This is a genomic window from Streptomyces sp. A012304 (genome assembly GCF_026008495.1).
Classification (GTDB): domain Bacteria; phylum Actinomycetota; class Actinomycetes; order Streptomycetales; family Streptomycetaceae; genus Streptomyces.
The window spans coordinates 1-25,979 of sequence record NZ_BQUN01000022.1; the positions used below are offsets into that span (position 1 = coordinate 1).

Sequence of the window (25,979 nt, forward strand, 5' to 3'; positions counted from 1 at the left end):
CCCCCCCTTTTCGCTCTTGACCAGCCTCAGTACCGGCCGTCGTGCCAGCGGGTGCCGGCGAACAACGCGGCCACCTGCGCCCGGTTCTCCTCCCGGCTGAAGATCCTGTCGGCCATGTCGCGGAACGAACGTGTGGCATTGGTCCATGCCTCGCCGGTCAGGCGTCCACGCTGCCCGGCCTGAGCCCTCGCACGACGGTGGTGCCCGACCCGCTGCGGAGGCGGTGGCGGAGTGCTGCCGGCCTCCCGCAAAGCCGCGTTCGTCAGGCCCAGCGACACGTTGACCTGGGCCTGGATGGTCCCCGGGTCCAGGGAGCCGTCCCACATGCGGAACTCGGCGTGGTCACTCTGCCGTCCGTGGACGGACTGGAAGTTCAGCCCGATGTGATGGCTGTTGTTGTAGCTCTGGACGGCCGAGACCGAGGTGTACGGGCGCGACGGCTGGGTGTTCGGGGTGCACCACTCCAGCCCCCGATGACGGTCGGCAGCGGGGTTCTGGGCGAGCCGGTAGATGACGTCCTCGTACCCGGCCACCGTGTTGATCAGCTGGTTGTGGTTCTCGACGGTGTGGTCGTAGTCGGGGACCGCGACGTGGACGTGGCCGCCCGTTCGCGGGCTGGCGATGCCCCCGTTGCGCCGGACGATCTCGCACACCTGCGCCAGGTTGTTCCAGGTCTGCGGCTCGTCGTAGAGGATGGGCGAGACGATCTCACCGGCGACAGTACTGTCGTGCTCAAGTCGCCACGCGTTCGGCGCGTCGGTGTAGCCCGCGCGTGCCGAGGCATGCCAGCCGTTCACGTTGGCGTCCGGTGCGATCCCTGCTTCGTGGAGTTCGCGCGCGATGCGCCGGCTGGCTGCCTGCCGCTCGGAGTACGTCATGGAGTCCGGGTAGTCGAACTCGATCTCGACGCCGAACGCGCGGCCGCCCTCGCGGGCTCCGAGACCGCCGGTGGCGTTCTCCGTCATGTACGGCACCAGGGGTTCACCCGCCCGCTGACGCTCTCGGGCCTGGTCGTACGCCTCCTGGAAGGCGTCCATGTCCTCCAGGTAGGAGCGCACCGCAGGCTGTGCCGCCCGCTCGGCGCGCGCCTGGTCCTGTGCGGCGATCGAGGCGGCGTGCTCGGCCGCGACTTCGTCGAGGACTTCCTGGGCCGCGGCCCGGTCGACCGCGGAGCGGCCGCTCGAGCCGAGCTGATCCTGAACCAGGTTGGCTATGGCGCCCTGGTGAACGCAGGTGCCGTCCTCGTCGCCGGCGTGCATGTCTCCGCCGGTGCACAGCAGGCTCTCCGGGCTGACCTGGAGTTGGCCGTCCGGGCCGCGGCTGACCCGGACGTCGCCCTCGATGAAGTGGCGTCCGTCCTCGTCGGCGACGCTGGCACCCACGTTGACCAGGGCGTCCTGGTCGTCGGTCACCTGGCTCCGGATGATGTCAGGGTTGCGCGGCAGGAACAGCAAGTGATCGTCGCCGCTGACCACGTAGGTCTGCATGATCGGAGCATCGGCCGAGCTGGTGTCGACGATGCGGACCGCTGCGCGCTCCGGCCGCTCCTCAATGGTGAGCGGTGCAGCCTCGGCGACGAGCGTGTCCGTGCCGCGCGTGGGTGCGACGCTGTGGTGCTGGTGATCTATTCGGCTTCCCGACCCCACGATCATTCCCCTCGGACATTGGGCGGCAGCGCGCCCTGCTCGGCGGCCACGTGGATCACGCCGGCCTGGTGGAGCGAGACCAGCAGGCTCCACTCGTCGTCCGGCTCGATCCAGATCAGCGCACCCTCGGGTCCCTCAGGCCGCGGCAGACGGCCGGCCGGCTTGTAGAACGTGGTCACCAGCACCAGCGGGACGGGGGCGTCCCAGCGGCTGACCACCGGCGGCGTGTCCCGCGGGGCGAGGATCGCCTGCTGCTGCTCGGGGGTGCACTGCCCGAACTCCTCCGATGCCGCGAGCACAGCCTGCAGCTGGACCTGGAGACGCAGGGCGAGCCGGATTCGGGCAGCCGCCTTCTCCTTGGGGCTCACCAGCTCGGGGTACTCCGGGATCAGGCCTTCCAGGAGCTCGGCCGGGGTATCGGCGTAACCGCGCCAGCTACCGCCGTCGTAGATCATCTCGAAGACATAGTGGCTGCCGTTGTCCTTGGTCGGAGGGTCGAGGGGCGTGGCGGCCGAGGAGGCATTGCGGGTGCGGATGAAGGTCATGACATCTCCAAGGGGTTAGCGGCGCTGCCAGCGGGTTTCGTGGAAAAGAGCGGTTGCCTGAGCCTTATCCTCAGGGCGCTGGAACAGCGAGTCGACCAGTTGCCGGAAGTTCGCGGTAGTCGTGCGCCAATCGTCACCGGTCAGCCGCCGCCGCTGCCCGAGTCCGGCCTGACGGCGCTGCTCGCGGTGGCTGCCCAGCTCCATGCGCGGACCAGAGACGGCGGTGTCCTGTCGGACGGCCGCGGCGGCCATGCCCAAGGAGAGCTTGACTTGCGTCTGGATTACGGACGGGTTGAGGGAGCCGTCCCATAGCCGGAACTCGCCGTGGGCGCTCTGCCCGCCGCGTCGGGCCCCGCTGAGGTTTACCGCTTGCCCGTGGAACGAATTGATCTGCGAGATGGCCGAATAGCCCTCTGACGGCACGGGGTTAGGGCTGCACCATCGTGTGCCCCGGTGCTGGTTCCCCTCGGAGGCAGGGTTCTGCGCGAGCCGGTACAGGACGTCCTCGTGGGCCTTGTACATCTGCATAAGGCGGGTGTGGTTGGCGACGTCGTGGTCGAAGTCGTGCATGCCCACGTGAACGTGGCCGCCGGTGCCGAACGAGGCGCGGCCGCCGTTGCGCTGGATGATCTCGCAGGCTGTGGCGAGGTTCTGCCAGGTCTGCGGCTCGTCATACAAGATCGGCGAGACCAGTTCGCCGGCCACGGTGCAGTCCGACTCCAGCCGCCATGCGTTCGGCTCGTCGGTGTACCCCGCGCTCTGCTGCGAGTGGTAGCCGTACTGCCGGGCCGTGCGGGACAGGCCGGCGTCACGCAGTTCACGGGCGATGTTCTGGATCGCCTGCTGCCTGTCGACGCCGGGCTCGATGTCGAACTCGATCTCCACTCCGAAGCCGCGACCGCCCTCGCGGGAGCCGAGGCCGCCGGTGGCGTTCTCCGTCATGTACGGGACGACCTGCTCACCGCGTTCGGCGCGGTCGCGGGCGGCGTCGTAGTCGCGCTGGAAGGCGTCGAAGTCCTCGGTGTAGCTGACCTCGTCGGGCGGCCACTGCTCGCGAGCCTCCTCCTGGAGCGAAGCAGCGGCCTGGTGCTCGGCGGCGACCTCGTCCAGGACCTGCTGTGCCGCGGCCCGCTGAACCGAGCGGTCTTCGGGCGATCCCCACTCGGGCGGCAGGTCACGTTGAGTGGGGACGCGGTTGAATGCCTGTCGGAGGGCCTCGATTGCCTCGTCAGAGGCCAGTTCGTCGGTGGTGCCGGTCAGCGGTGACGCTTCGCTGGGGTAGTCGTACTCCTCACGGGGATCGTCCTGGACATCTTGCCGAAGGGCGCCTTGGAACTCGTCCTGAAGGCGCTGCCGAATGCGGTCAAGCTCTTCAGCTTCCTCGGGGGTCGCATTGTTCTCGTTCATCAGGCTGCGGAGCCTGAGGAGCCGACTCACAAGCTCCTGATGTTCGTCGTCGGGCGGGTTGGTGGCGTCACTGGGAGCGCTGATGGTGGTGCCTGCCGCGGTCGTGGCGACGAGGTGGTGCTGGTGGTCGATTCTGCTGCCCGATCCCATGGCTTTGGCCCCCTTTCGGTGATCTGGCCGACCACGGTGGTGCGGGTCGGCGGTGTGATGTGCGGACGTGAGAGTGAGCGCTACCAGCCCTGAGACTCGGGCTGTTGCCAGCGGGTGACCGCGTACAGCGAGGCCGCCTGCTGCATCTGTGCGCGCCGGTGGAAGATCTCGTCGGCGAACTGGCGGAAGTGGAGGCTGTTGGCCTCCAGCTCCCCGACGCTGAGGCGGTGGTCGGGCCCCCAGTCCTGCCGGTGGCGGCCGAGCGGCATCCGCTCCCCGCGCCGGGTGTGCGCAGCACTGCCGCGTACGGCCGCGTTCACCATGCCCAGGGAGAGGTTGATCTGCGTCTGGATGACGGCGGGGTCAACTGAGCCGTCCCACAGCCGGAACTCGCCGTGGTCGCTCCGTCGCCCGTGTGCTGCCGAGAGGTTGACCGCGAGGCCGTGGCCGTTGCGCTGCACCTCGCTCAGTGAGCGGTATCCGCCTGTGGGCACGAAGTTGGGCTCGCACCATTCGGTCCCGCGGTGTGCGGAGTCGGGGGCGATGCGGTTGGCGGCGAGCCGGAACAGGACGTCCTCGTAGTGGTCGTACATCTGCATGAGGCGGGTGTGGTTGGCGACGTCGTGGTCGTAGTCGTGCAGGCCGACGTGTACGTGGCCGCCGGTACGTTCGCTGGCCCCGCCGCCGTGCCGACGGACGATCTCGCAGACGGTGGCGAGGTTCTGCCAGGTCTGCGGCTCGTCGTAGAGGATCGGCGAGACGATCTCGCCGGCCACGGTGCAGTCGTCCTCCAACCGCCAAGCGTTGGGGGCGTCGGTGTAGCCGGCTGCCGCCTGCGAGTGGTAGCCGTGTTGCCGGCTGTCCCGCGCCAGGCCGGCCTCGTGCAGGTCCCTGCCGATGGCGCGCAGTGCCTCCTCCTGGTCGTCGTAGTCGCCGTCGGTGACGAACTCGATCTCCACGCCGAATCCGCGCCCGCCTTCCCGGGCGCCGAGGCCGCCGGTGGCGTCTTCGAGCAGGTAGGGCACTGCTTCTTCGCCGCGGATCTCCCGGTCCCACGCGGCGTCGTGGATCTGGCGGAAGGCCTCGAAGTCCTCAACGAAGCTGACTTCCCGCTCGTCAGGCCACCGGTCACGGGCCTGCACCTGCAGCGCTGCGGCAGCGCTGTGCTCGGCGGCGACCTCGTCCAGGACCTGCTGAGCGGCAGCGCGCTGGACGGGGATGTCGGCCGGTAGCTCGGTGGCCCGGGGCGGGAAACCTGGGCTGTCCTGGTCCTGGACGTCTTCGCGCTCGGCATCCTGGATGAGGCCGTGTCCGTTCCACAGGTCGTGCTCCAACCGGAGCCGGTCGCGCAGGCCCCAGTACTCCATCGCTTCCTCGAGCGAGGCCCGTCCGTTGTTCGCCTCCCAGCGGGCCTGGATCGCCAGAGCCTGGTCGATGAGTTCACGCTGGCCCTCGGGCATGAGGTCGACCCGCTCGGCCGGGGCCTCGATGGTCAGCCCCGCCGCGGTGGTGGCGACGAGGTGGTGCTGGTGGTCGATCCGGCTGCCCGAGCCCATAATCAGGCCTCGTTCCGTGGGGTGATCGTGCCGTCGGCGAGGCCGGCGTAGAAGCGGACGTTGGCGGTGAACAGGTCCTCGGTGCGCGCGTGGGTGTCGACGCGGCCTTCCTCGGTCATGACGGCGCCGTGGCGGGCGTACTGCAGCGGGTTCTGGCTGATGAGGTAGAGCCGGCCGGGGAAGAGGGCCTTGAGGGTGGCGATCCGGTCGGCGCGGCTGGCTCCGGTCAGGACCATGGGCAGGTCCGGCGGGAGGGTAGCGGCCAAGTAGGTAAGACCTGGGACCGCCATCTCCTCCCAGTCGGCCTGGGTGCGGAACGTCTGCAGGTTCATGGCCAGGGCGGGCGGCAGAGCGGGGGTCTCGTCGAGCCAGTCGAGGTAGCGGTCGAGGTCTTCGAGGCGGAGCCAGTAGATGTTGGGGACAGCCGTGACGCCGGCGGCGGAGAGTTCGGCGGCGAGCATCAGGTTGCGCCGCATGTTGATCAGGTTCTCGGCGCGGGGCTGGTTGAAGTACATCGACGCGTTCGGGGTGAGCACGAGGTCCCACTTCTGGGCAGCGAGCATCTCGGCGAAGCCGTCGGCCTTGCGGCGCGTCCAGTACGCCTCGACGAGAGGGTCTTCCGCGTAGCCGCTGAGGATGGCCTTCTGCTCGGGCCGCAGGTTCAGGAACTGATGCGCGGTCTGGCCCTCCCAGCGGGGGAACAGCTTGTGCGTCTTGGGGCTGATGACGCGGCGCAGCCCGAGGGCGTACGCGGGCCAGCGGAGCTGGGCGTCGAGGGTCGGCACGTCGTGTCCGTCGACCTGGGGGGTGAACAGGGGCAGGTCGGGGAGGGTGCCGGGCGCCCGCAGGCCGGTGAAGTGCATCGTGCCGCCGATGTCCTTCATCCAGGCCTCGCGGTCGGGCCGGGTGCCGCAGCGGATCGGGCAGCGGGTGCAGGCCAGTCCCGGCTCGCTGCCGGGGAGCGGGTCCTCGGCGCGGGCGCAGCCGCAGTACTCGCAGCTGGAGGTACAGCCGGAGCACACGGGTTCGACGGCCCTGGGGTTGTCCATGAAGAAGGGGCAGTTGTTGCAGTCGCAGCCGGAGGCGGGTGCCGGAACGGGCTTGCCGATTCCGGGCATGGGCAGGGGGACGGTCATGCGGCAGCGGTCCTTTCGGCGCCGGCGCTGGTGTGGCGCTGGAGGTCGGTCAGGAGCATGCGGAGTGAGCCCGCGTCGAATCGGTGGAGGGCGCGGCCTTCTGCGAGTTGGGTGTTGAGCGCGCGCAGCGCCTCAAGGGCGGCGGTCACGACGGGCGGATCGACGGGCTCGGCAGGCTCGAGCGGCTCGTCGATGCGCGGATGTTGCTCGCCCCCCGACCCTGCAGTTACCGGTTCCTCAGAGATGTCGTCGAAGGCCGTCGTTTCGCCGCCCTGTCGCGGCTGTTCAGCATCCGCGCTGTCAGCCAGGGGGGCCGCTGTGGTCTCGTCCGGAGCTGCGGCATTGTCCTCGTCGTCGTGCCCGCCGGCTGGCGCCGGCGGCCGGGCAAGTGCCGCGGCTCGTTCGGCGTTGGCTCGCTCGTATGCGGTGACCGCGGCACTGGCGGCGGTGTCGGCCGGCATGTCCGGGTTGGTGGCCTGTGCCCGGGTAGCGGCCGACAGCAGGTCCGTGCGGCCGAGACGCTTGACGGCCTGCCACAGTTCGGCGGCGGCCTCGCGACGTCCGCGGCTGAGTCGAGCGAGATTCGTCCGTGCGGCGAGAGCGACCTGGTGCTGGTCCATGTCCGCGGACAGTTCGCGCGGCAGGGTCCGGAACGCGGCAACGACCTCGCGAGCTCGACGGGGGGTGATCTGCAGGCCCAGCCGGCGCAGCACCAGGTTCCACGGCGCGGCGAGGTTGGCGTCGCTGCCGCGCAGCTTCTCCAGGGCCTCGAAGCGGGCGACGGGGTCTTCCAACCGCTGGACGTCCTCGCTCACCTCGATGCCGGCCTTGTCGAGCTGGGCACGCAGGATCGCGCTGCGCTCCAGGAGCAGAGCCTTGGCGAGCTCGCCGGGCTGGAGGTCCTCGCGGGCCAGGTTCTCCACTAGCTGCCAGGTCCGGCGGTCCTCGTCGCTCAGCGGTCCGGGGCAGATGACGGCCGGCAGCTTCTCGAACCGCGGGTTGTCGGGCTGGTTGACCGCGCCCCAGCGGCAGGCCCGGTAGCGGCGTTCGCCGATCACCAGGCGCCGCTGGACGTGGTTGTCCGGACCGGGCAGTTCTTCCACCAGGACGGGATGGAGCACGCCGACGGTCGAGATCGAGGTGATCAGATCGGCGAGGCCTTCCGGGCTGCTGCTCGGGCCTGGCCCGCGGCCCTGCACGTCGGTGTAGACCGAGCCGCGCATCGGGAGCATCTCGAAACGACGCTGGCGCAGTTGCTCCGAACTCTCCAGAGCCTCGGCCAGTCCCAGGACGGCGGGCGCAGGGGCCGGGGATTCCTCAACGGCGACCGTCATCGGCAGAGCCTCCTTTCACAGGTAGTTGTCAGGCGCCCAGGCGCCCAGCCCCGAAGGGGTTATGCGTGCAGGTCAGCGGGGAGCAGGGGCGGGCGGGTGGCGAGCCGGCGCTGCCGCGGCCGGTCGGCGCAGCAGCATGTCGGTGAGGGGATGCCGCTGCTCGGGTGTTCCGCGCAGCAGCGGCGTGAAGATCCGCCCGAACGGGCCGTGCTCCTTGAGCTGCGCAAGGGTGGTGACCCCGACGGAGAGGTGGCTGGCGAGCCGGGACAGCCGCGGGTCGACCCGCGTGAGCGTGTACAGGTCTTCGGTGCGGTCGGCGAGCCGCTTGGCCAGGGTGGGGCCGGGCGCACCGTCGAGGACGATCAGCAGGCGCGGGAAGGCCGGGTACGTGTGCTGCCACGCCGGCCGGGTCGACGCCGCGGAGCGCCGAGCCCGGTCGGGGTGCTGCGGCACGAACTCGTACAGCCGTCCGTACGCGGAGACCTTCTTGGCGAGCTCGGCCGCGGTCATGGTGGCGCGGTCGAGCTCGATGAACACGTTCAGCATGGTGCGAGCGCCGCGGTGGACGTGGACGTAGTGCAGGACGGCGTCGGAGATCACGTGATCGTCTTCGAAGCGGCGCTGCCCGTCGCGGATGCGGTGGGCGACCTCAGGGGTCCACGAGAGGGGCGTGCAGTCGTGCCCGAGCTGGCGGGCGTGCTCGACGAACGCGATGCCGACCTCGTTGACGGCCAGGGTGTGGGCCTGGCGCGTGCTGGCCGCCGACTCGGGTGTCACCCGGTAGCGGCGGGAGAAGATCTCCGCCGCCTGTTCCACGGCGTCGGCGCCCGTCTCGGTCAGGAACCACACGTAGGGGCGGTTGAACCCGTGGCCCGGGCTGGCCTTCCCCTGGGCGCGCAGGCGCTGGACGAGGCCGCCCTCTTCGAGCGCCACCAGCTGCCGCCGCAGGTAGGACGCGCTGTGAGCAGTCGGCGTCAGCAGCCTGGCGAGCTGATCTGTGGTCATGAGGCGGTGCTGGTAGAGGAGGTCGAGGGCCGACTTGGCGACGGCGTGGAAGCTGAGGGTCCGCTGCGGGCGGTGCAGCAGTTCGGGTTCGGTCTGGGTGCTCATCCGACGTGTGACCCCTTGGTCTTGGTGAGGTAGGTGACGTTGCTGGGGGCCGGCTCCTGCTCGGCCGGGGCCGGGCCGTCATCCGGCGGCTCGGGGCCCGGATCGTCGACCGGCGGCTCCTCGGGACCGGGATCGTCGTCGTCCGGCGGGGGCGGCGGCAGAGTGGCCATGAACAGACGGATGCGGGTGTCGAGCTTGGCGAGGTCGTCGAGGATGTCCCGCACCCGGCGCCGGCGCAGGTTCTCGTTGACCGCGGCGTCCAGGTGGTGGACGTCGTCGGGGCGGTGGTAAGCGCTGTAGACGTCCTCGACGCTCGCGCCCCGGACTCGGAAGGGGTCGCTCTGGCCGCCGTCGAGGGTGACGGACATGACGTAGTGGTAGCGCTGCAGCTGCGAGATCGTGTCGGGCGCGACCTTCTTGCCCCAGCGCCGCACCACCATCTGCGCCTCGTCGATGTCGCTGGCTGTGGTGGACAGGATCGACAGGTTCTGCAGCAGGCCCTGCCTCGTGGTCGCCGACAGCCGCTGAGCCATCTGCGTCATCGCCAGGAGCTTCACCTTGTACTTGCGCAGCTGCTCGGCGATCGCGGCGAGGGTTCCCTTGCTCGCGCCGTCCACCGCGGTCAGCTCGTCGATGAAGGCGTAGAAGTCCTTGCGGTCGGCGACGGGCATGGTGCGCCGTGACAGCCCGGCGCGGAACAGGTCGTAGATCAGCAGGCAGGAGACGATGCGGTCGGTGTCGCCGGTGCCGGACGGGCACACGAAGACGACCTTCCCGTTGTCCATGGCGTGCCGGATGTCGTACGTGCTGAGCGAGGACCCGAGGAACCCCTTCAAGGAGTTCGAGCTGTCGAGACGCTCGATGATGTTTGTGACAACGGGGGTTGCCTCGTTGGAGTACTTCGGGTAGGTCTGCACCCAGAAGTCCCGCAGCGTCTTGGGCAGATACGGCACGACCGCGTCTCGCCACACCTCGTCGTTGAGCAGGGTGCGGATCTGGAAGATCGTCGGCGCCAGCTCGGGCCGGCCGGCTCGCGACAGCATCCAGGACAGATGGGCGAGGGTCTGGACCGATCGCGTCAGGATGGTCTTGGCTCGCCCCGCGCTGTCCGACCAGTTCAGAGCGCTCGCGAAGCCGGTGACGATCGCGTTGACGATGTCCGGGATTTCCTCCTCGCCACGGTTCTCCATGGACAGCGGGTTCCAGGAGCCCACCATCGCGTCCAGGTCCGGCGAGGTCAGGTCGATCTCCCACAGCCGCGGCGCGATGTGCGGGTGAGCGAGGTAGGGCCGCGCGCGCTGCCAGCCGTCGCCGTGCGGGTCCAGGAAGAGGGTCCCGTGCCCGTTGTGAGCGAGCGCGATGGCCTGCACCAGCGACATTTCCGTCTTGCCGTATCCCGCCTTCCCGAGGAAGAGCCCGAACAGCAGGTAGGCCAGGGGCAGGCCGGCCAGCCGCTCACCGCCGCCGGGCTTGGCCACCCACCCCAGGGGGAGGAGATCCGCCTGGCCGGTCCACGTGGGCAGGCTCGGCGGCGGCGGGGGCACCACGCCACCAGAACGGGCCACGTTGGCCGCCATGTTGTGCTTCGTGGCGGGCTTCAGCAGGCCGGCGAGCTCCGCGCCCGTTACCCAGCTGGGACGCCGCGGCGCGAACTCTCCGGTGGCGAATCGGCGGTCGAAGCTGCGTCGGTAGAGCCGCGAGTCCGCGCGCAGCCGCGTCACGAGCAGGTTCAGACCCACCGGGCGCAGGTGGTTGTCGCCGGCCCAGCCCTCGAGCGTTGCCATGATCTGCTCCAGCAGTATCCGCGGCCGCGCCGGGTCGGAGGAGCAGGTACGGATCAGCATCTGGAGGGCGAACACCGGATCCGCGCCCGGACCGAACTTGCCCATGGCCGCCTTGACGTCGGACACAGTCGGCATGCGCTGGCGCTGAGCGGGGCGCTGGCCGCCGCGGCCCTGCTGCCCGCGCATCTCCGCCGCGATTTCGCTTCCCAGGGACGCCAGGCGGTCCAAGCCGAAGCCGCCCCCCGAACCCTGCTGCGGAAGGCCGGGGATCGCCGGCATCCCGCTGGGGTTGCGACGCGCTCGCGCCAGCAGGCGGCTGCGCCGACGGCCGACCCGGGAGGGCGATATCGGCACCAAGTCCAGGACGATGTCCGCTCGTTCACCCAGGTCCTCACGCACATCCGCGACAGCAGCCGCGAGGGCCTCCAGCGGATCGGGCTTGATCGGCACCTCGCGCAAGGCGAGGTGGTCCGGCAGTGCCAACGCCAGTTCGGCGCGGGCTACGTGCTGCTGCTTGGGCGTGTCCTTGCGCGGCTTGGGCCTGCGCGGTCCGCGTCCGTGACCGCGGGGGGATGTCGCGTTCTTCTTGCTCACCACAGACTCCTTCGGGGGGTCACGCCGCAAGAGCGGTCTGAGAGCTGGTGTCGAGGTCCGCGCCGAGACGGATCTCCGGACGCTCGGAGCTGGCTACGGCGGGACCGACCGCCCGCATCTCGCACTGGCTGTAGCTCTGGTGGCGCAGGACCGCCGCGGCCCGGGCCGGCCCTTCAATGCGCATGGTCAGCAGGCCGCCCTGGGACAGCAGCCGCACGCGTACCGCAGTGCCGCGCACCGGAGTGAAGGCCCAGCGCGAGACACTCCGCTGCGCCTGGGCCAGCTGCTTGGCGAAGCGGAGGACGTCCTCAAGCACCGGATCGAAGCCGGTGGTCGGGAGGAGCTCGAACGCCTGCCGGTCCTTGAGCGGCTTCCGGCCGAAGCGTCGTCGCGCGACGGATACGGAGACAGCGACGACCAGCGGCACGGGAATCAGCCACCACATGTTGCCGGTCAGCCAGGTGATGGCGGTCTGCCCGTACGCCGGGAGGTCTTGTCCGACTTGGATCAGCCGGTCGATGACGTCGTTCGTGGTCATCGGGCGGCTCCTGGACGCGAGAAGGCCGGAAGCAGGGAGGGAGCAGGCATGTCGGAACTCCGGGGAGACGGGGAGTGCGGATGCCTATAGAGGTGCGGTTTCGGACGCCCGTGTGACATGCGCGCCAGAACTTTTTGATCTCCGGGCCGAGCCCATCACCCAGGACGGGCGTGACCGTGAGGAGACCGCGCCGGTCAGCAGCGCATGCCGACTGGCCACGATGACGCATGCGTCCCCGATGTCGACCGGGACTCGCCTCCTGTTCCCTCCAAGAGGGCGGTCGGCTGATCACGTGGCACGCCCACAGCGCGCGCCTGGGCGTCGTCGGAGATGTATGACATGGTCCGAAACGCAGGATTGTGTCCGGCCGGGGAGCTGGCCCTCCCTCTGTACGCCCCAGGACAGCCCCGTCGATTCGCAGGTGAGCTGGACGAGCTACACGCTCGACGGTGCAGCGATCACGATGCCCACACGCCGGGCCCGGCCAACTTGACCCTTGTGCGGGCCGGGCCGATCGTGCACGAGGGCCCCGGCCGGGCGTGGATCCCGCGCTATCTGACCGACACCGCGGCCGGGCCGGAACGGTGTGCCGCGCCTTCGGCCGCTACAGCTTCACCGCCTCCGTCCCCGCCGGCGGGAGCCTGCGCCCGCTGCGCAACCCGGATGCCCCCGGATTGGACGACGACGAGGACGGCCGAGACGGAGCGAAAGACTGACCGAAGGCCCCGGTGTCGGGAATCCCGGCCGCCCCCACGATCACCACCGCCTTTTCGCTGTTCAGGGCTCTGGAGCGGGTACCGGGAGGCGTCACTCCGGAAGAAGGTGTGACGCCTTCGCGTACCCGCTTCTCGGCCTTGCGGGCGCGGTAGGCGGCCTGCCTGCACGCAGGCCCGCAGTAGCGGGAGTCACGACGGTGGCCGTGCCCGAGGGCGAAGCGCCGGCCGCATGACGGGCAGCGTACGACGTGCTCGGTCTCCCGGCCCAGGGTGTACGACAGGCCGATGTCGACGGCCTCCTCGAAGTGGCGGCGCCACCGCCGCGCGGCGGCCTTGCACCGCGCGGAGCAGAACCGCCTGTCACTGCGGGAACGCACCGGCAGCGGCTGGGAACAGAAGACGTACGCACACCGGCGCACCTGCCCGGCCATGCCTCCACCGTACGCCCGGGCGCCGGGGGTGGTCAGGAACGGGTGCGGCGCCACGGCTTGTCGTAGGGGCCGCCGCAGGCGAGGCACGAGGCGCTGTAGACGGCGCTGGCGGGGGTCATGCGCTCGGCTGGCTCAGCCGGGTGGGGCTGGCCCAGGATGATCGCGGTGAGCTTGGGCTCCGCACAGGAGCACGGACCGCCCGTACGCCGGGGGCGCTGCACGGCTTCCCGGGACGCGGGCACCGTGGCCGTGTCCCCTGTGTCCGCGGACGCGGCCGGGAGGTATTCCATCCGCCAGCCGTCGACCGGGACCATACGGCGCCGCCGGGTGTTTCGGTCGAACCGCTGTTGTTCGGCCTTGGTCTCGAACAGCAGCAGCATCCCCGCCAGCAGCCGCAGCGCCTCACCTCGCACGAGCCCGGACACCGGAGACAGTACGGCGGCCGGCGTGCCGTCCGGGCCGATCAGCGGCGTTCCGCCGCCCCACCGCCACTCGGCGGCGCTCATCCCGACCGTCACGGTGAGGTGGTGCTCACGCGCCATGTGCTGAACCGCCTTCTCCACGCCCGGCCGGCGCATCAGTTGGTCATGCAACCGTGCCCCAGCGGACCCGAGGCTGACCCGGCGGGCGTCCGCCTCGGCCGCGGCGGCCCGCTGAAGCGCGACCCGGCGGGAGACGGCGTTCTGCCGGTCGATGTCGGCCCGCCTATGTGCGGCCTTCTCCTTGAACCGCGCCCGCTGCTCATCCGCCTTGCGCTGCCGTTCCTCCTCCCGCCACAGGTAGGCGTCCTCGACCGCGATGTACTGCGGCGCCGTCCAGACCTGGGCGAGCTGACGCTGCGGATATCGCAGCCCCGCACGCGTGAGGTGAGGGCCGATCTGGCACGTGAAAACCCAGCGCAGAAAGTCGGCGACGGGCACCTGCGGCGCCGCCTCCCAACCGGAACCAGCGAACTTCACCAGGCCCTCGACGACCGCGACACCGCCGGCCGTGGTGACTAGCCGCACTGAGGGAACAGTGCCGAGCCAGGACGGGCGGGCCCGGTCACTGAACCAGCAGCACGTCACATCGTGCGCGGCCATCCGCTCGGTGCGCTGAGTGATGTCCGCGGCGGTGATCGGAGAGAGCTGGGCCTCCAGCGCCATCCGCCACGTTCCGGCCGGGTCGCTGGCCAGTACATCGGCCCGCCACGAGCCGTCCGGCGCACGGACCTCCAGCTCCGCGTGCGCCCCAGCCTGGCGGGCGGCGCTGGCGAGTTCGAGCTTGAGCAGATGGTGGGCCTCGGACTCGCCCTGGCGGGCGATCTCGCAGTCCGGGGCGTGCGGAGCATGGGCGAAGAACCGCAGGCCTCGCTCCGAGGTCTTCGCGTACATCTGGTGCCGGCACTCCACGCACGCGATCGGCGCGGGCGGGCGCGCCTTCCACACTGCCTGCCACGCCTGCCCGCACCCTAGGTCCGGCAGGTGCGAGAACACGGTGCCCCACTCGGCGTGCACGGCCCGGAACGCCATCGGCCCCCCTCTAAACGACCATCAGCTCAGAGTGTCGCGGAGGCCACTGACAGTCGGCGCCGCCGGATTCGGACGGACAGCCGGAAGTCGATCACCACTTCCTCCGAGCGCGGGCGGCTGCTGTTCGTCTTCTCCGCTGCGATGGCGGAGGCCGAGCGGGAGAACCTCCGCGGGCCCACCCTCAAAGGGCTCGACACCGCGGCCTGCAACGGCAAGCACGGAGGCTGTAGGTGGGAGAGCGATCCCTGCGGATCGTCCGACCACTGGTCGGTGGCGGCGCAGGAAGACGGGCAGCCGGTCGGAAACCGGTGTGTCGGTCTCCGACCAGGGGTAACGTGCCGAAGAGATAGAGAGCCCAGGTGAGGACGAGGCTGGGGCTCGGAGGCAGGAGCCTCGAACGGCGGCCCCACACCGACAAGTTGCCGACAGATTGCTCGGACAACGACAACTTGAATCGGAACCTACAGAGGCCGTCAGCCCACCCTCTTCATGACGAGGATCTGGGACTTCCAGTACGAAAGCGGCTTGATCCGCACCTTGAGTCCTGTCTTAGGCGCGTCGATGACCTGACCGTTGCCGATGAACATGGCGACATGCTCGGGACGGGAGGCGCTGCCGCGGCTGAAGAGCAGATCACCGGGCTGCAGGCCGGCGGTTGACCGTATCTCCGTGCCCCGTTTGACCTGTTCGTATGTGGTGCGGGGGAGGTTCACGCCGACGCTGGCCCAGGCCATCTTCGTGAGGCTTGAGCAGTCGCATCCGTTGTTTTCCCGCAGGCTGAAGGGCCGGCGGCAGTTGCCGCCCCACTGGTAGTCGGTGCCCAGGGCCGTCTGTGCCGCGGCTACCACCTGACCGGTGCGTCCGCTGCCGGCAGGCACAGGGCTGCTCTGCTGCATGGCGTCGGTCCACTTCTCGGCGAGAGCACGGATGGTCTTGACGTAGTTCTGGGTCTCCGGATACGGGGGTATCCCCTGGTACTTCTTCACCGCGTACGGTCCGGCGTTGTACGCGGCCAGCATGTTGTCCGACTTGTCGCCGGGGACGTTGCGGACGTCATCGGCGATGTCGCAGTCGTAGTCGACGGCCGCCGGCACAGCGTCGACCGGGTCCCAGACGTCCTTGTCGCCGTCACCGTCACCGTCCTTGCCGTGGGTTTTCCAGGTGCCGGGGATGAACTGTCCGATTCCCTGGGCAAGCGGGACTTTGACCTTTGTACCGTCCTCCTTCTTGATGATCTTGTAGGACTCGGCCTTGGGGTCGAAGCTGCTCTCCTGGTACAGCTGCGCGGCGAGGAGGGCCGGGGTCACTTCAGGGCATCCGTACTCGCTGATGGCTTTGTCGATCAGGGTCCGCAGCCAGTCCGGGACATCGGCGCTCTTGGAGATGCCGCCGCCGAAGCCGGCGTTCTGGATGTCATTGCCGGTGTTGTCGCTGCCGAGCTTGGTCACGACGGCCATCACGGCGGCGACGAGGAGGGCGCAGACGCACAGCCAGGCGATGCCGAGGCCCATGAGGATCTTCTTCACCGCGGTCTCCTCAGGCGTTCACGATCGCGGCGACCCGCCATGCGCCTGCGGGCGCGTGGTGCATCTCGACTGCGAGTTGGTCGTGGGAGCGGGTGGTCGGCTGCCCCGCAGCGCGGGTCGTGCAGGTGTAGAGGAGCCGCACGTAGGCCCGTTCCGATGTCGCGGCGGGTGCGCCGTCGGGGGTGGCGACGCGATCGACAACGCAGGTCACGCGGGTTTTGTCTGCGAGCCACTGCTGCCACAGCCGCGTGGACCGGTCGCCCGGCTCGCGCAGTTGGGCGGCCAACTCTTCGGTGGCGTATGTGGCCGCGCGTCGGCCGGCGTCGCTGAAGGAGACGTCGTGTCCCGGGCGTGCGTCATGCGAGGCCCACGCCAGGACGAACCGGCGTGCCGTGTCGGCCGCCTTCGGCGGCACCGATCCCGAGGCGGACGGCTCCTGTTCCGTTGCCGCGGCGTCCTGCGACGTCGGCGTCGGTTCGGATGACGATGTGCTCGGAGTGGAGGAAGGGGAGCCTGGAGGAGCCGTAGCAGTGTCCGGCTTGGTAGTTGGGGTGGATCGGCCGGGGTCGACGACCAGGAGCAGGATCCCGGTGGTCGCCAGGAGGGCGGCCGCGGCGAAGAGCACGAAGATCTTCCAGGCGCTCGACCTGGCGAGCCGGGATGCGGGCATTGGACACCTCCTGTAGGCGAGGAAGGGTGAGGGAAGTTCGGGCGCGGGGGTCAGTGCGGTGCGCTCACCCCCGCGTGGATCGATCAGCTGCGGCGCCGGGGTGGACCGGCAGGCCTCGTGGCCCTGCGAATGGCGCGCGGGGCCGTGGGCGGCGGCGGTGCCGGCGGGTCATCGCCCTTCCTGGGCAGGGGCGGTAGATTCAGCACGGGCGTGGAGATGGACGCCGGGTCCACCGCGGGACCGGTCGATGAGGAACCGGATCCCGAAGGTGCCGGGGCTGCGCCGGCGACCGGGGGAGCCGTGGCGGCCGCGCGTGTGCCGGGAGGGCTGGACGGCCGGGTCGCGCCTGCCATTGGCTGAGCCATCCCGAGCTGGGCGTTGGCTGCATGACGGCCGACGAACCGCGCGGCGGTCTGCACGTTCCGGCGGTACTCGTTGCCGAAGGCACGGGCGCCGTCGACCTTCGCGGTGACCCGGGCACCAGCCCGGTTCTTCGCCGCGATCAGCTGCCCCTTGACCGCGTTGGCGCGCGCGGCGGTGGCGGTGCCGCCCCGCTTGGCGGCGGCGATTCCACGGGGAATCCCGACCGGGGCGCCCACGGTGGCGAGCGCGGCGACCTTGGTTGCCTTCCAGCCGAAGCGGGCGCTCGCGGCTGCGCCCTTGCTGGCCATGAGGGTGGCGCGTCCGCCGCGGGACTGGGACAGCTTGTTCGTGGCAGCCGCGGCGAGCCGGCGGCGCAGTGCCTGCTTGGCGGCGCCTTGGGCTGCGACCTTCGCGGCGGTGGCGGCACCGCCGGTGCCCACGGCCGCTGCGGTGTTGGCCGCCAGGCGGGCGGCAGAGCGCAGGCGGCCTCCGCGCTTTCCTCGCTGCGGCGGTCCCATCCACATCTGCTTGGCGCTGCGCCCGGCTCGGGAGAGCGGCTGGGTGACCTTGCGAGCCTCGCCGCGTGCCTCGCCGAACAGTTGCTTGATGCCGGGAGCGGTCTCGGCGTAGCGGCCGAACTGGTTGAAGACGCTCTGGCGGCTGCCGCCGACCCGGGCGTTGGCCAGACGGCGGTTGAGGTTGACGCTGACCTGCTTCGCCGTCTCCTTGATCTTCTTCTGGCCGACCAGCCCGGCGACCGCGGCCAGGTCGAGGCAGATGAACTTGACCGCAAGGATCTCCCCGGTCTCCGCGTCGATTAGCGCGATGATCACGACGATGAAGATGGCGAGGAACAAGATCGCGAGGATGACGCCGAGGATCGCCTTGACGATCGCGGAGACCCAGCGCCAGAGCACTCCGCGGCCGCCGCCCGGCAGGATGCCGGCGGCCAGGGCCCAGTGCCCCTTCATCGCTTCGAACGCCAACCAGCCCTGCGAGACCAGGAAGGTACCGGTGACCAGCACCATGAGGACGGACACGATGATCGCGGCGAGCGCGACGAACGCGGCCGAGAAGGTCATGTCGGCCGACGCCTTCTTCGCATCCCCCTTCTCGACCTTGCAGACCTTGGTGAAGTGCTCGCCGGCGTTGGTGAGCTGGGCTGCGTAGGTGGCTTCACCCGTGGGGTTGATTCGGTTGGCCTCGAAGAAGTCGATGCCCATCTGCTCGAAGTTGTATTTGACCAGCGAGGCCTCGGCGAAGGCCTTCGAGCAGGCAGGATCCTTGAACGTCTTGCCGTAGAGCATGAGCTGGGTCGGCTTGACGATGAACGCGTCGACGAGGGCGTCGGTGATCGGTTTGGAGACCTTCTCCGGCTTGGCGTCTCCTTCGGGGTTCTGTGACAGCACGACTGCGCTCACCTCGAGCGACAGGTCTTTGGCCTTGCCGACCATCCCCTCGTCGCTCAGCAGCATGGTGGAGCCGCCGGGGGACGGCTGGTCGTGCGTACCCAGCAGGACCTGGGCAGGGGAAAGCAGCACCGTGGTGGCCACGGCGGCCACGACCAGTGACATGCCGGCCTCGGCGAAGCCGCGGCTGCGGTTCTTGAACAGGATGTGCCACGCCGCGTACAGGCCGGAGAAGAGCAGGAAGAGTCCCGGCAGACCGAGGCGGTTGATGACCTGGTCACGCAGGCTCGTGGCGATGTCGTCGGCGGGCTTGACGAGGATCTTGGCGAGGCCGAAGTTGAGCGCCCAGTCGATCAGCCAGCACGAGAAGCCGATGAACCATTTGGCGATGCCCATGAAGAACTGCGCAAGCAGGTTCCAGATCTTCAGGTCAATGTCGTTCCAGTCGCCCGTGTCCGAATCCACGCTGTACGCGCTGATCGGGACGCCGTCCCTGTCCTTGACGTTGAACGGCTGCAGCAGCCCGTCGGAGGCGTCCTTGGGCGACTTGCTCAAGTCCTCGACCGGCCGGTTCTCATCGCCCGGCTGCGGCGCAGGCGGCGTCACGCCAGGCCGGGGCTCCATGGGGTTGTAGGAGTCCTCCGGCTCGGGCTTCGGCTTGGCTTCCGGCTTGTCGTCGTTGCCGCTGTCGTCGCCCCCCTTGCAGTACTTGTACTGGGCGCTGCCTTTGGGCAATTGGTCGCACGGATCCGGCTTGTCCTTGCCGGGCTCGGGCTTGGGCTTGTCCGGCTTCGGGGTCGGTTTGGTGTCCGGCGCGGTGGGCGCCGGTCCCGGCTGCGGATTGGGGACCGTGTCCGCGAACGCGACCGCGGCGGACAGGCCCAGCAGCAGTGCCAGGGGCACGGCTATCAGCCAGATCCGCAGGGCGCGGCCGCGCGGCGCGGCACGGGAGGCGGACTTCATGCCAGTGCCCCTTCGATGGGCACATCGACGGCCGGCTCGTCCTCATCCATCTGCCCCGGAGTGGTGTGGATGGCGTCGGCGGCTTCGTCGTCGGCCGGGATGAGCACCTTGATGCCGCCGATGCGCCGGCGCAGGTCGCGGTACAGGCCCTCGCCGGCGCGCAGGCTGCGCTCGGCGTCGGACACGTTGAGAGGGCTCAGGTTCTCCGTGATCAGCTTGATCATCTCGTCGTCGGCGGGGTCGAGGTCGATAAACTCGAGGCAGCGGGCGGCGAGGGTCTTGCTGCGGTGGCGGAAGACGAAGATGTGGCTGAGCAGGGCGCGGATTTTGTCGCCGATCTCGCTCTTCGGCCCGATGTCGTACGGGTCGTGGCTGCCCGCGTAAACCCCGGCGTTGTGCTTGCGGCCGTCGGCGATGATCTCGAGCAGGAGGTTGGAGCCCTCGGCGGATGCGGTGAGCCACCAGCATTCGTCAAGGAACACCCCGGTGAACTCGGCCGGGTTGGAGAAGGCGACCTCGCGGCACAGCGCGGTGATCAGGTACATCAGGCGCCAGCCGAAACGTGTCTCCACCTCCAGGCTGCGCAGGCGGTGCTCGTCGAGTTCCTCCTTGCGCGGCAGGGCGAGGCGGTCGACGGCGAACACGATCGAGTCGGCGTTGCTGATCCTGACGACCGGCAGCTTCGGATCGAAGATCGTGCGGCCCAAGTCCTTCTTGGCCAGGGCCCGCATCTTGCGGACGAGCTCGGAGGCCGCGGCGCGCACGGCTATGTCGTTCGGCTCGTCCGGGTCCGGAGTCTTGGCACGCAGGCCGAGGTTGGTGATGAGCGAGGTCATCGACGGGTTGGGGCCCAGGCGCGTGGTCTCGATGGCCTCGGCGAGCGTGACGCCTTCGACCGACATGCTGGCGATGTCGAGCAGGGGGGTGAGGAAGGACTCGCAGTAGCGGGCCGCGCGCGGGCCGCGGAAGACCCGCAGCGGGTCGAGGGAGACGCCGGCAGTCTCGTCGACGCGGATGATCTGTGTCTCGCCCGGGCAGGCCAGGGCGAAGCGGCTCCATTCCTGCTGCGGGGTGCGGTCGATCACCAGGGCGCGGCCGCGGCTTCGGGCCTGGCCTACTCGGTGCCCGGTGGACAGGATCGAGTACATCGCGGTCTTGAGGGCGACACTCTTGCCGGAGCCGAGCTCGCCCACGAACGCGGCGCTCGCGCTGGCGTTGACGCGCGGGCCGTGGCTGAAGTCGATGAGGACAGGGCGTACGCCGCCGCCGGACAGCTGCAGGCCGAACAGGGAGCCGGTGTCGTCGCCGAGGTTGGCGCCGCTGAACGGCATCGCCATGGCGAAGTCCCTGGCCAGCAGGTACTGGGTGAAGTCGAGGAGTGGCCGGGGCGTCTTGGTGCCGGGCAGCATCGCGTGGAAGAGCGGCACCTGGTCGCCGACGGGTCGGGTGAGGGTGTAGTCGTTGCCGCCGAAGTGGTGCTGCAGGGAGGCCGCGCGTTCGTTGGCCTCTTCCGGGGTGGCGCCCCACACGCAGGTGACGACGGAAGCGCGGATCTCGACCTCGGTGGCCGAGGAGGTCAGCCGGTCGCGGTACTCGTCCAGAGCGAAGGCGGCCTTGTCCAGACTCGCGGGAACGCCGGCGGTCTCGCCGTCGTACTCGCCGCGCTGGTGGGCCAGTTCGCGCTGCTGCCTGCGGGACTTCGGCTCGGCCTTCGAGCCGGCCTCGATGTTCAGGCGGACCGCCCAGTCGACCGGGAAACCGAAATCGTCCAGGGCGGCCAGGTATTCCGAGCCGGGGAACCGGAAGCTCTCGGGCATCTCGGCCAGGACGCTGAAAGCCTGGTAGCTGCTGCCGTGTTCGGTGGTCACCTTGGCGTACCGGCGGGCGAAGGGGTTGGAGGGGCCCTTACGGCGCTGGCCGCCGCGGCCGCCCTCGTCGAGAACGACCTGGGTGTGGGCGGCGATGGTGTGCCCCCGGCCGCGCAGGCCGCGGGGTGTTCCCTCTTCGGGGAACAGCGGCTCGTCCAGGCCGCGCCGTGCCGCGTGTCCGTAGATCCACAGGATCTCGGCCTCGGTGGCGGCCTTGAGCTTGATGCCGGCCGGCCACGAGGCGGCGAGGCGGTTGGCCTGGAGCAGGCGCTTGGCTTCCTCGGCCGCGGAGATGGGCGGGCTCGGCAGGCCGAGCGCGGCCATGAGCTCGACCTGGGCGGAGGAAGCAACAGCCTTGGCGGTTTGCTTGAGGTCCAGGTGCGGCAGGGGTATCGCCAGGAAGTCGACACGCCCCGTGAGCTCGAGCCCGTCGAGCTGGTCGAGGACCTTCAGGGAGAGGTCGACGTACTCCGGGCTCTTGTCCCAGTCGACGCCGGCGGTCATGCGCTTGACGACGGAGGCCGCGTCGACCTGCGGGCACAGGCTCAGGAGCAGGGCCTCGCCGCGCAACGCCTTGAAGAGCGCCTCGAGCGCGTCGAGGCGCTCCCTCTTGGTGGCTTTCGAGCCGTGGGTGTAGTTCTCGCTGTCGACCTTCCACACGCCCCACGTGGCGGCGTTGGTCGTCCAGATGAGGTGGCCGCTGATGTGCCGGACGGGGAGACGCATGGGGAAGTCCTTCGTGAACAGGGCGCGCGCGGGGCGGCGGCGCTAGGAACGGGAGTTCTGGTCCTCGATCGAGGCGAGGAGGCTCTGCAGCTGGCTGCGTCCGCCGGTGCGCGGCGCCACCGTGCGCGCGGAGGTGGCCGGCGCGGTGGGCGTGGCGATCGGCGCGGAGCCGGTCGTCCGACGCGCAGGCCGTGTCGGTCCCGCGGCGCGCGGGGCCCGTGCCGGCGCGACGGCAACGGGTTCGTCGGTGGGCCGGCTGGTGACGCGGACGGTGCAGGTCGTGCGTGTCAGATGGGGGCGGGACTGCCGCTGCGGGCGGCCGGCGAGCCGCCCGCCCGCCGGCGCCGAGGCGTAGATGAGCAGGGACCGCAGCGCGCGCGCCGGGTCCCGGCCGTCGATCCTCGCGTAGCGCAGCACCCAGGCCAGCCCCCACGGGAGCGCGATCATGATCAGGATGTTCGCGAGACCGAAGTGGGCCCACAGTGCCTGCGTCAGGGCCAGGGAGCCGAAGACGACGACCATGGTGACGATCTGGGTGATCGTGTACGGGCCACCCGGGATCCGTCCGGCGCCCGGGAGTTTGCCGATGACGAGCGGGTGCTTGCGGGCGCGGGTGTAGGAATGCCCGATGAGGTCTTCCTCGGACGCACTCACAGCAGCGCCCTGACGTCACCGGTCCCGGGACCGGGCACCTGCACGGAGGCGCCGGCAGTGTCCTCGATCTCCGAGCCGACCTTGGTCTGCAGCGACGGCAGGTTGGCGATGCCCCACATCACGAGGGCGCCCAGGAGGAACGCGACGAGCGTGGCCACCCAGGACTTGGTCCTCCAGTACGCCATCGCGACGGCGGCGAGCACCATCACACCCACGACCAGCTTGATGAGCGTGCCGATCTGGTTGGTCTTGAGGGTGGCCCAGTCGAGCAGGTCGCCGGCGAGGACGACGGTGTTGGGGTCAGCGGTCAGCGTGTGCATGAACGATTCCTCTTTCGGTCGTGGCGACGTGGTCAGCTGCCGGACGGCGGCGCGGAACCGCCGGGCGTGGAGGGAGCCGAAGGGGCGGAGGGCGCCGCCGAGTTCGGTGCGCTGGACGGCTTGCTCGTCGCGGCGGTGGCCGGTGCGTCGTCGAGGGAGGAGACCTCCCAGCGCCCGGCGCGCGCGGTCAGGCCGAGCGCGTAGGTGAGGGGGAAGGTGTTGCCGTCCGCGTCGGTGGCGTCGATGGAGACCAGCAGGCGCCTGCGGACGCCGTCGCCGGGCACCTTCGTGCCGGCGTTGTCCTCGGAGTTGTCCTGGACGCTGGTGAGCTTGATCGAGGTGTAGGGGGTCGGCACCACGGGGGAGAGGTGGACACCGGGGGACGTGTAGCGGTCGAGCTCGCCCTGGCCGGCGACGTACGCCTTCAGGAACGAGGCCGCGGTGTCGGACGCGGGGTCGGAGCTCCCGCTCCCGCGTGAGGTGGGATATCCGAGGTCACCGGGCTTGAGCGCGGCCGGCGCCGCGACCTGCGCCGGCAAGGACACCGCGGTGTACGCGCTGGTGTCGTCGGAGCCGGTCGACTGCACGCCGACCCGGAAGTACTGCACGCCGGCGTCCGTGTAGCCGCCCTTCTTGGACTTCGCCGCGACGTTGACCGCCACGGTGACGCTCCAGTAGCCGGGGGAGACCTCGCGGGCGTCCATCGCCTGGGTCCGCAGGGCACTTCGAGTCCCGGCCGGGTGGGTGAGGGCCACGCTGCCCGAGTAGTACGGGGCCAGGTTCTGCTCCGTCCCCTCTCCCGCTTCCAGGTAGGCGCCTACGAACAACTGCGCGAACCCGGCCGGGCCGGTGGAGGCGCTCGACTTGACCGCGGGCGTCGCCTTGGCCGCGCTCTGGGCAGGCGCCGACGAGCCGAACAGGGCCATGACCCCGATCAGCGGGCCGGAGGCGATCAGCGCCCAGGCGCCTGCCCGGGCCAGCCGCGTCAGACCGGCGAGCCCGGCCGTACCGGTCTTCCACCCGATGGACTGCTGCTCGTCGACGTCGTCCTGCTCGGTCTGGGCCGGCTCGCTGGTCTCGGCGACCGAGTCCTCGGGCCAGTCCTGCTGCTCGCGACGAGCTTTGCGCCGTGCCCGCTTCACGACACGCTCCGCTGGGCCTGGGCCGTCAGGAGCTCGGCGATGCGGGACTTCAGCTGCTCGGGGGTGCGCGCCTTGAGCGACTCCCAGGACTGGAGGGCGGGTTCCGAGTCGTTGTCGAGGAACTGGCGCATCTGCTCGTGCACCGTCCGGTCGAGGGGGTCCCGCACCAACGCGGTCCCCAGGCGGGTCGCGGTGATGCGAGCGGAGGCCACGCGGGTCTCGTCCTCATCGGCCAGAGGACCGGAGCGGGCGGGACCGGTGAAGGGGGCGGCAGCCATGGAGTACTCCCGTGAAATCGGTGGTCAGAGTGGGGAAGAGGGCCGTACGCGGATCACCCGTAGAGGTGTGGTTTCGGCCCGCCGTGTGACAGAGGAGGGCGGAAAACTTCAGGCGGCCGACCGCCGCGTCTGAAGCGCCGCCTCGCGCAGCGGGCGGACGGCACGGCTGGCCCGCTGACGCAGGCGCGCGCCTTCACTGCCCATCGACCGCCGGGTACGGGGGGTGCGCTCGGGGGTGGCGGCGGAATCGAGGTAGTAGCTCGCGATCCGCTGCGCGTCGGAGATCTTCAGCGCCTGGATGTCGACCGCCCACATCACCAGGGAGAGCAGTTCGGCGCGGGGGTCGTCGGAGCTGAGCTCCGGCTCGTCGCGGCTGACGATCTCCAGCTCGACCGCGCGCACCAGGCAGTCGGCCAGTTGCGCCTGCGTCGCCGGGTCGGGACCGCCGGATGGCAGCAGTGCTGCGGCCCGGTCGCCGGCGAGCGGCAGCAGCGTGTCCCCTATCTCCTGCAGCACCGAGCGGTTGTCGTAGTCGGCGGCCAGGGTCTTCTGCGCCAGGACGAGCGTGTCCATCGCGATGTTCGCGAAGACGCCCCGCGGCCGTCGCTCGAGCGGGTAGGTGCCCACGACCTCGAACAGCGCGCTGAACATCGACGAGACGATGTCGTCCCATCGGATCCCGTCACGCTGCTGCGACTTGGCCATCGACACGGCCTTGGGCAGCATCACGCGCGCAGCGGTGCACCAGGCGAGGTCGCGGTCGGACCCCGATTCCTGGACCCGCTGCAACAGGAAGAGCATCGCCTGGTCGTGCTGCTCCCAGGCACCACGACGGAAGAGACCGGTGATCCGGTCCACCACGTCCTGCGGGGTGCGAGCGCCCTCGAACGGGAGGTGTTCGTCCGACCAGTGCGCGACGGCGTCGCCGGCGCGGGTGCTTTCGCACAGGACCGCCCAGTCGCGGTTCAGGCTCCGCAGGGTGCTGGAGCCCTCGTCAGTAGCCGAGGCGGACAGAGAGCTGAGGGTGTTGGTGATGTGCGACATCCGTGACCGTCCTTCGTCATCCGGTGGGGATGCCGCTGACGATCTTTTGACCCCCCTTGTCCGCGGTCTGACCACGTGGGGCGGCGAGGACTGTCAAGGAGAAACACGTCGAATCGCGCTCTGCGGCGACGCGGGCTGCACACCTGGACAAGGGGTGCGCACGAGGTGCGCGTGCCGGTGCGCGCACCTGGACAAGGGGGTGCGCACCGGTGCGCGTCGGTGCGCGTCGGTGCGCACCGAGAGGGCGGAAGGGGGCGCGCCGGTGCGGTCCGACGCCGCACCGCATCGGCGCGCCCGTGCGGTTCCCCGCGGGGTGCGCGCGCCCCGCCGGTGCGCGATGCGCGCCGTTCCCGTGCGCGCGAGAGACAGGGCGCCGCACCGTCTGGCGTCCCGGGCAAACGCCCGTGCGGCACCCAGTGCGCGGCGCCCAGACCCGCCGCGCCCGCTTCGTCTGCCCTCAGGCCGGAGAATATGACGCAGGGTGACTGGCGAGGCGGGGAAGAGCAGCGCCGGGCTTCACGATACGAACTGCCGTCCGCCCGGGTCGGCCGCTACCTG

Annotated in this window: 20 protein-coding genes; 1 reads left to right on the forward strand and 19 read right to left on the reverse strand. The window is 70.2% G+C overall.

Translation table 11 applies throughout. From position 1 onward, the window contains the following. Nucleotides 1–26: 26 nt before the first annotated feature. The 10 genes from ALMP_RS05880 to ALMP_RS05925 all read right to left on the reverse strand — a co-directional run bounded on the left by ALMP_RS05880 (nucleotide 27) and on the right by ALMP_RS05925 (nucleotide 14,458). Complete coding sequence (locus ALMP_RS05880; RefSeq protein ID WP_264925142.1) at nucleotides 27–1,487, reverse strand: amidoligase family protein; 1,461 nt, start codon at nucleotides 1,485–1,487, stop codon at nucleotides 27–29. A gap of 161 nt (nucleotides 1,488–1,648) precedes the next feature. Further along, on the reverse strand, nucleotides 1,649–2,191 hold the full coding sequence (locus tag ALMP_RS05885; protein WP_264925143.1) for a hypothetical protein: 543 nt from the start codon (nucleotides 2,189–2,191) through the stop codon (nucleotides 1,649–1,651). Nucleotides 2,192–2,206: 15 nt separating this feature from the next. Beyond that, on the reverse strand, nucleotides 2,207–3,748 hold the full coding sequence (locus ALMP_RS05890) for an amidoligase family protein (protein WP_264925144.1): 1,542 nt from the start codon (nucleotides 3,746–3,748) through the stop codon (nucleotides 2,207–2,209). A gap of 80 nt (nucleotides 3,749–3,828) precedes the next feature. After that, nucleotides 3,829–5,304 (reverse strand): amidoligase family protein, encoded by a 1,476-nt coding sequence (locus ALMP_RS05895; RefSeq protein ID WP_264925145.1) that lies wholly within the window; start codon nucleotides 5,302–5,304, stop codon nucleotides 3,829–3,831. Nucleotides 5,305–5,306: 2 nt separating this feature from the next. After that, entirely contained in the window at nucleotides 5,307–6,440 is a 1,134-nt protein-coding gene (locus ALMP_RS05900; protein ID WP_264925146.1) for a DUF4417 domain-containing protein, read from the reverse strand. Next, nucleotides 6,437–7,774 carry a ParB/RepB/Spo0J family partition protein gene (locus ALMP_RS05905; RefSeq protein WP_264925147.1) on the reverse strand — a complete coding sequence of 446 codons (1,338 nt, stop codon included), beginning with the start codon at nucleotides 7,772–7,774 and terminating at the stop codon, nucleotides 6,437–6,439. The genes ALMP_RS05900 and ALMP_RS05905 overlap by 4 nt, the downstream gene beginning before the upstream one ends. 72 nt (nucleotides 7,775–7,846) lie before the next feature. After that, the gene (locus ALMP_RS05910; RefSeq protein ID WP_264925148.1) at nucleotides 7,847–8,884 is read right to left on the reverse strand and encodes a replication-relaxation family protein; all 1,038 of its coding nucleotides are present in this window, start codon (nucleotides 8,882–8,884) and stop codon (nucleotides 7,847–7,849) included. Next, nucleotides 8,881–11,262, reverse strand: a complete 2,382-nt coding sequence (locus tag ALMP_RS05915; RefSeq protein WP_264925149.1) for an ATP/GTP-binding protein — start codon at nucleotides 11,260–11,262, stop codon at nucleotides 8,881–8,883. The genes ALMP_RS05910 and ALMP_RS05915 overlap by 4 nt, the downstream gene beginning before the upstream one ends. A 19-nt stretch (nucleotides 11,263–11,281) precedes the next feature. Beyond that, a complete protein-coding gene (locus ALMP_RS05920; RefSeq protein ID WP_264925150.1) occupies nucleotides 11,282–11,800 on the reverse strand; it encodes a hypothetical protein in 519 nt (172 codons plus the stop codon). A 1,179-nt stretch (nucleotides 11,801–12,979) separates the two neighbouring features. After that, complete coding sequence (locus ALMP_RS05925; RefSeq protein WP_264925151.1) at nucleotides 12,980–14,458, reverse strand: competence protein CoiA family protein; 1,479 nt, start codon at nucleotides 14,456–14,458, stop codon at nucleotides 12,980–12,982. Between ALMP_RS05925 and ALMP_RS05930 the strand changes: the two genes are divergently transcribed. Next, on the forward strand, nucleotides 14,438–14,821 hold the full coding sequence (locus tag ALMP_RS05930) for a recombinase family protein (RefSeq protein ID WP_264925152.1): 384 nt from the start codon (nucleotides 14,438–14,440) through the stop codon (nucleotides 14,819–14,821). The genes ALMP_RS05925 and ALMP_RS05930 overlap by 21 nt on opposite strands. Before the next feature lie 110 nt (nucleotides 14,822–14,931). Here the strand turns inward: ALMP_RS05930 and ALMP_RS05935 are convergent, their stop codons facing one another. The 9 genes from ALMP_RS05935 to ALMP_RS05975 all read right to left on the reverse strand — a co-directional run bounded on the left by ALMP_RS05935 (nucleotide 14,932) and on the right by ALMP_RS05975 (nucleotide 25,421). Beyond that, the gene (locus tag ALMP_RS05935) at nucleotides 14,932–15,984 is read right to left on the reverse strand and encodes a bifunctional lytic transglycosylase/C40 family peptidase (RefSeq protein WP_264925153.1); all 1,053 of its coding nucleotides are present in this window, start codon (nucleotides 15,982–15,984) and stop codon (nucleotides 14,932–14,934) included. A gap of 10 nt (nucleotides 15,985–15,994) precedes the next feature. Then, on the reverse strand, nucleotides 15,995–16,654 hold the full coding sequence (locus ALMP_RS05940) for a hypothetical protein (protein WP_264925154.1): 660 nt from the start codon (nucleotides 16,652–16,654) through the stop codon (nucleotides 15,995–15,997). Between the two features lie 83 nt (nucleotides 16,655–16,737). Then, nucleotides 16,738–19,389, reverse strand: coding sequence for a hypothetical protein (locus tag ALMP_RS05945; RefSeq protein ID WP_264925155.1), 2,652 nt, complete (start codon nucleotides 19,387–19,389; stop codon nucleotides 16,738–16,740). Next, nucleotides 19,386–21,983, reverse strand: coding sequence for an ATP-binding protein (locus ALMP_RS05950; protein WP_264925156.1), 2,598 nt, complete (start codon nucleotides 21,981–21,983; stop codon nucleotides 19,386–19,388). The genes ALMP_RS05945 and ALMP_RS05950 overlap by 4 nt, the downstream gene beginning before the upstream one ends. Before the next feature lie 42 nt (nucleotides 21,984–22,025). Next, entirely contained in the window at nucleotides 22,026–22,637 is a 612-nt protein-coding gene (locus ALMP_RS05955; RefSeq protein ID WP_264925157.1) for a conjugal transfer protein, read from the reverse strand. After that, nucleotides 22,634–22,957 carry a hypothetical protein gene (locus tag ALMP_RS05960; protein WP_264925158.1) on the reverse strand — a complete coding sequence of 108 codons (324 nt, stop codon included), beginning with the start codon at nucleotides 22,955–22,957 and terminating at the stop codon, nucleotides 22,634–22,636. The genes ALMP_RS05955 and ALMP_RS05960 overlap by 4 nt, the downstream gene beginning before the upstream one ends. A 32-nt stretch (nucleotides 22,958–22,989) precedes the next feature. Beyond that, entirely contained in the window at nucleotides 22,990–24,099 is a 1,110-nt protein-coding gene (locus ALMP_RS05965; RefSeq protein WP_264925159.1) for a conjugal transfer protein, read from the reverse strand. Continuing rightward, nucleotides 24,096–24,377 (reverse strand): hypothetical protein, encoded by a 282-nt coding sequence (locus ALMP_RS05970; RefSeq protein ID WP_264925160.1) that lies wholly within the window; start codon nucleotides 24,375–24,377, stop codon nucleotides 24,096–24,098. Before ALMP_RS05970 ends, ALMP_RS05965 begins: the two co-directional genes overlap by 4 nt. Before the next feature lie 108 nt (nucleotides 24,378–24,485). Then, nucleotides 24,486–25,421 (reverse strand): hypothetical protein, encoded by a 936-nt coding sequence (locus ALMP_RS05975; protein ID WP_264925161.1) that lies wholly within the window; start codon nucleotides 25,419–25,421, stop codon nucleotides 24,486–24,488. Nucleotides 25,422–25,979: the final 558 nt, after the last annotated feature.

Bases quoted from the DNA above. Each gene is read 5' to 3' on its own strand.
- ALMP_RS05945 (WP_264925155.1), bottom strand. From the start codon at position 19,389: ATGAAGTCCGCCTCCCGTGCCGCGCCGCGCGGCCGCGCCCTGCGGATC.
- ALMP_RS05895 (WP_264925145.1), bottom strand. From the start codon at position 5,304: ATGGGCTCGGGCAGCCGGATCGACCACCAGCACCACCTCGTCGCCACC.
- ALMP_RS05975 (WP_264925161.1), bottom strand. From the start codon at position 25,421: ATGTCGCACATCACCAACACCCTCAGCTCTCTGTCCGCCTCGGCTACT.
- ALMP_RS05900 (WP_264925146.1), bottom strand. From the start codon at position 6,440: ATGACCGTCCCCCTGCCCATGCCCGGAATCGGCAAGCCCGTTCCGGCA.
- ALMP_RS05950 (WP_264925156.1), bottom strand. From the start codon at position 21,983: ATGCGTCTCCCCGTCCGGCACATCAGCGGCCACCTCATCTGGACGACC.
- ALMP_RS05890 (WP_264925144.1), bottom strand. From the start codon at position 3,748: ATGGGATCGGGCAGCAGAATCGACCACCAGCACCACCTCGTCGCCACG.
- ALMP_RS05960 (WP_264925158.1), bottom strand. From the start codon at position 22,957: ATGCACACGCTGACCGCTGACCCCAACACCGTCGTCCTCGCCGGCGAC.
- ALMP_RS05920 (WP_264925150.1), bottom strand. From the start codon at position 11,800: ATGACCACGAACGACGTCATCGACCGGCTGATCCAAGTCGGACAAGAC.
- ALMP_RS05905 (WP_264925147.1), bottom strand. From the start codon at position 7,774: ATGACGGTCGCCGTTGAGGAATCCCCGGCCCCTGCGCCCGCCGTCCTG.
- ALMP_RS05970 (WP_264925160.1), bottom strand. From the start codon at position 24,377: ATGGCTGCCGCCCCCTTCACCGGTCCCGCCCGCTCCGGTCCTCTGGCC.
- ALMP_RS05940 (WP_264925154.1), bottom strand. From the start codon at position 16,654: ATGCCCGCATCCCGGCTCGCCAGGTCGAGCGCCTGGAAGATCTTCGTG.
- ALMP_RS05910 (WP_264925148.1), bottom strand. From the start codon at position 8,884: ATGAGCACCCAGACCGAACCCGAACTGCTGCACCGCCCGCAGCGGACC.
- ALMP_RS05925 (WP_264925151.1), bottom strand. From the start codon at position 14,458: ATGGCGTTCCGGGCCGTGCACGCCGAGTGGGGCACCGTGTTCTCGCAC.
- ALMP_RS05880 (WP_264925142.1), bottom strand. From the start codon at position 1,487: ATGCAGACCTACGTGGTCAGCGGCGACGATCACTTGCTGTTCCTGCCG.
- ALMP_RS05885 (WP_264925143.1), bottom strand. From the start codon at position 2,191: ATGACCTTCATCCGCACCCGCAATGCCTCCTCGGCCGCCACGCCCCTC.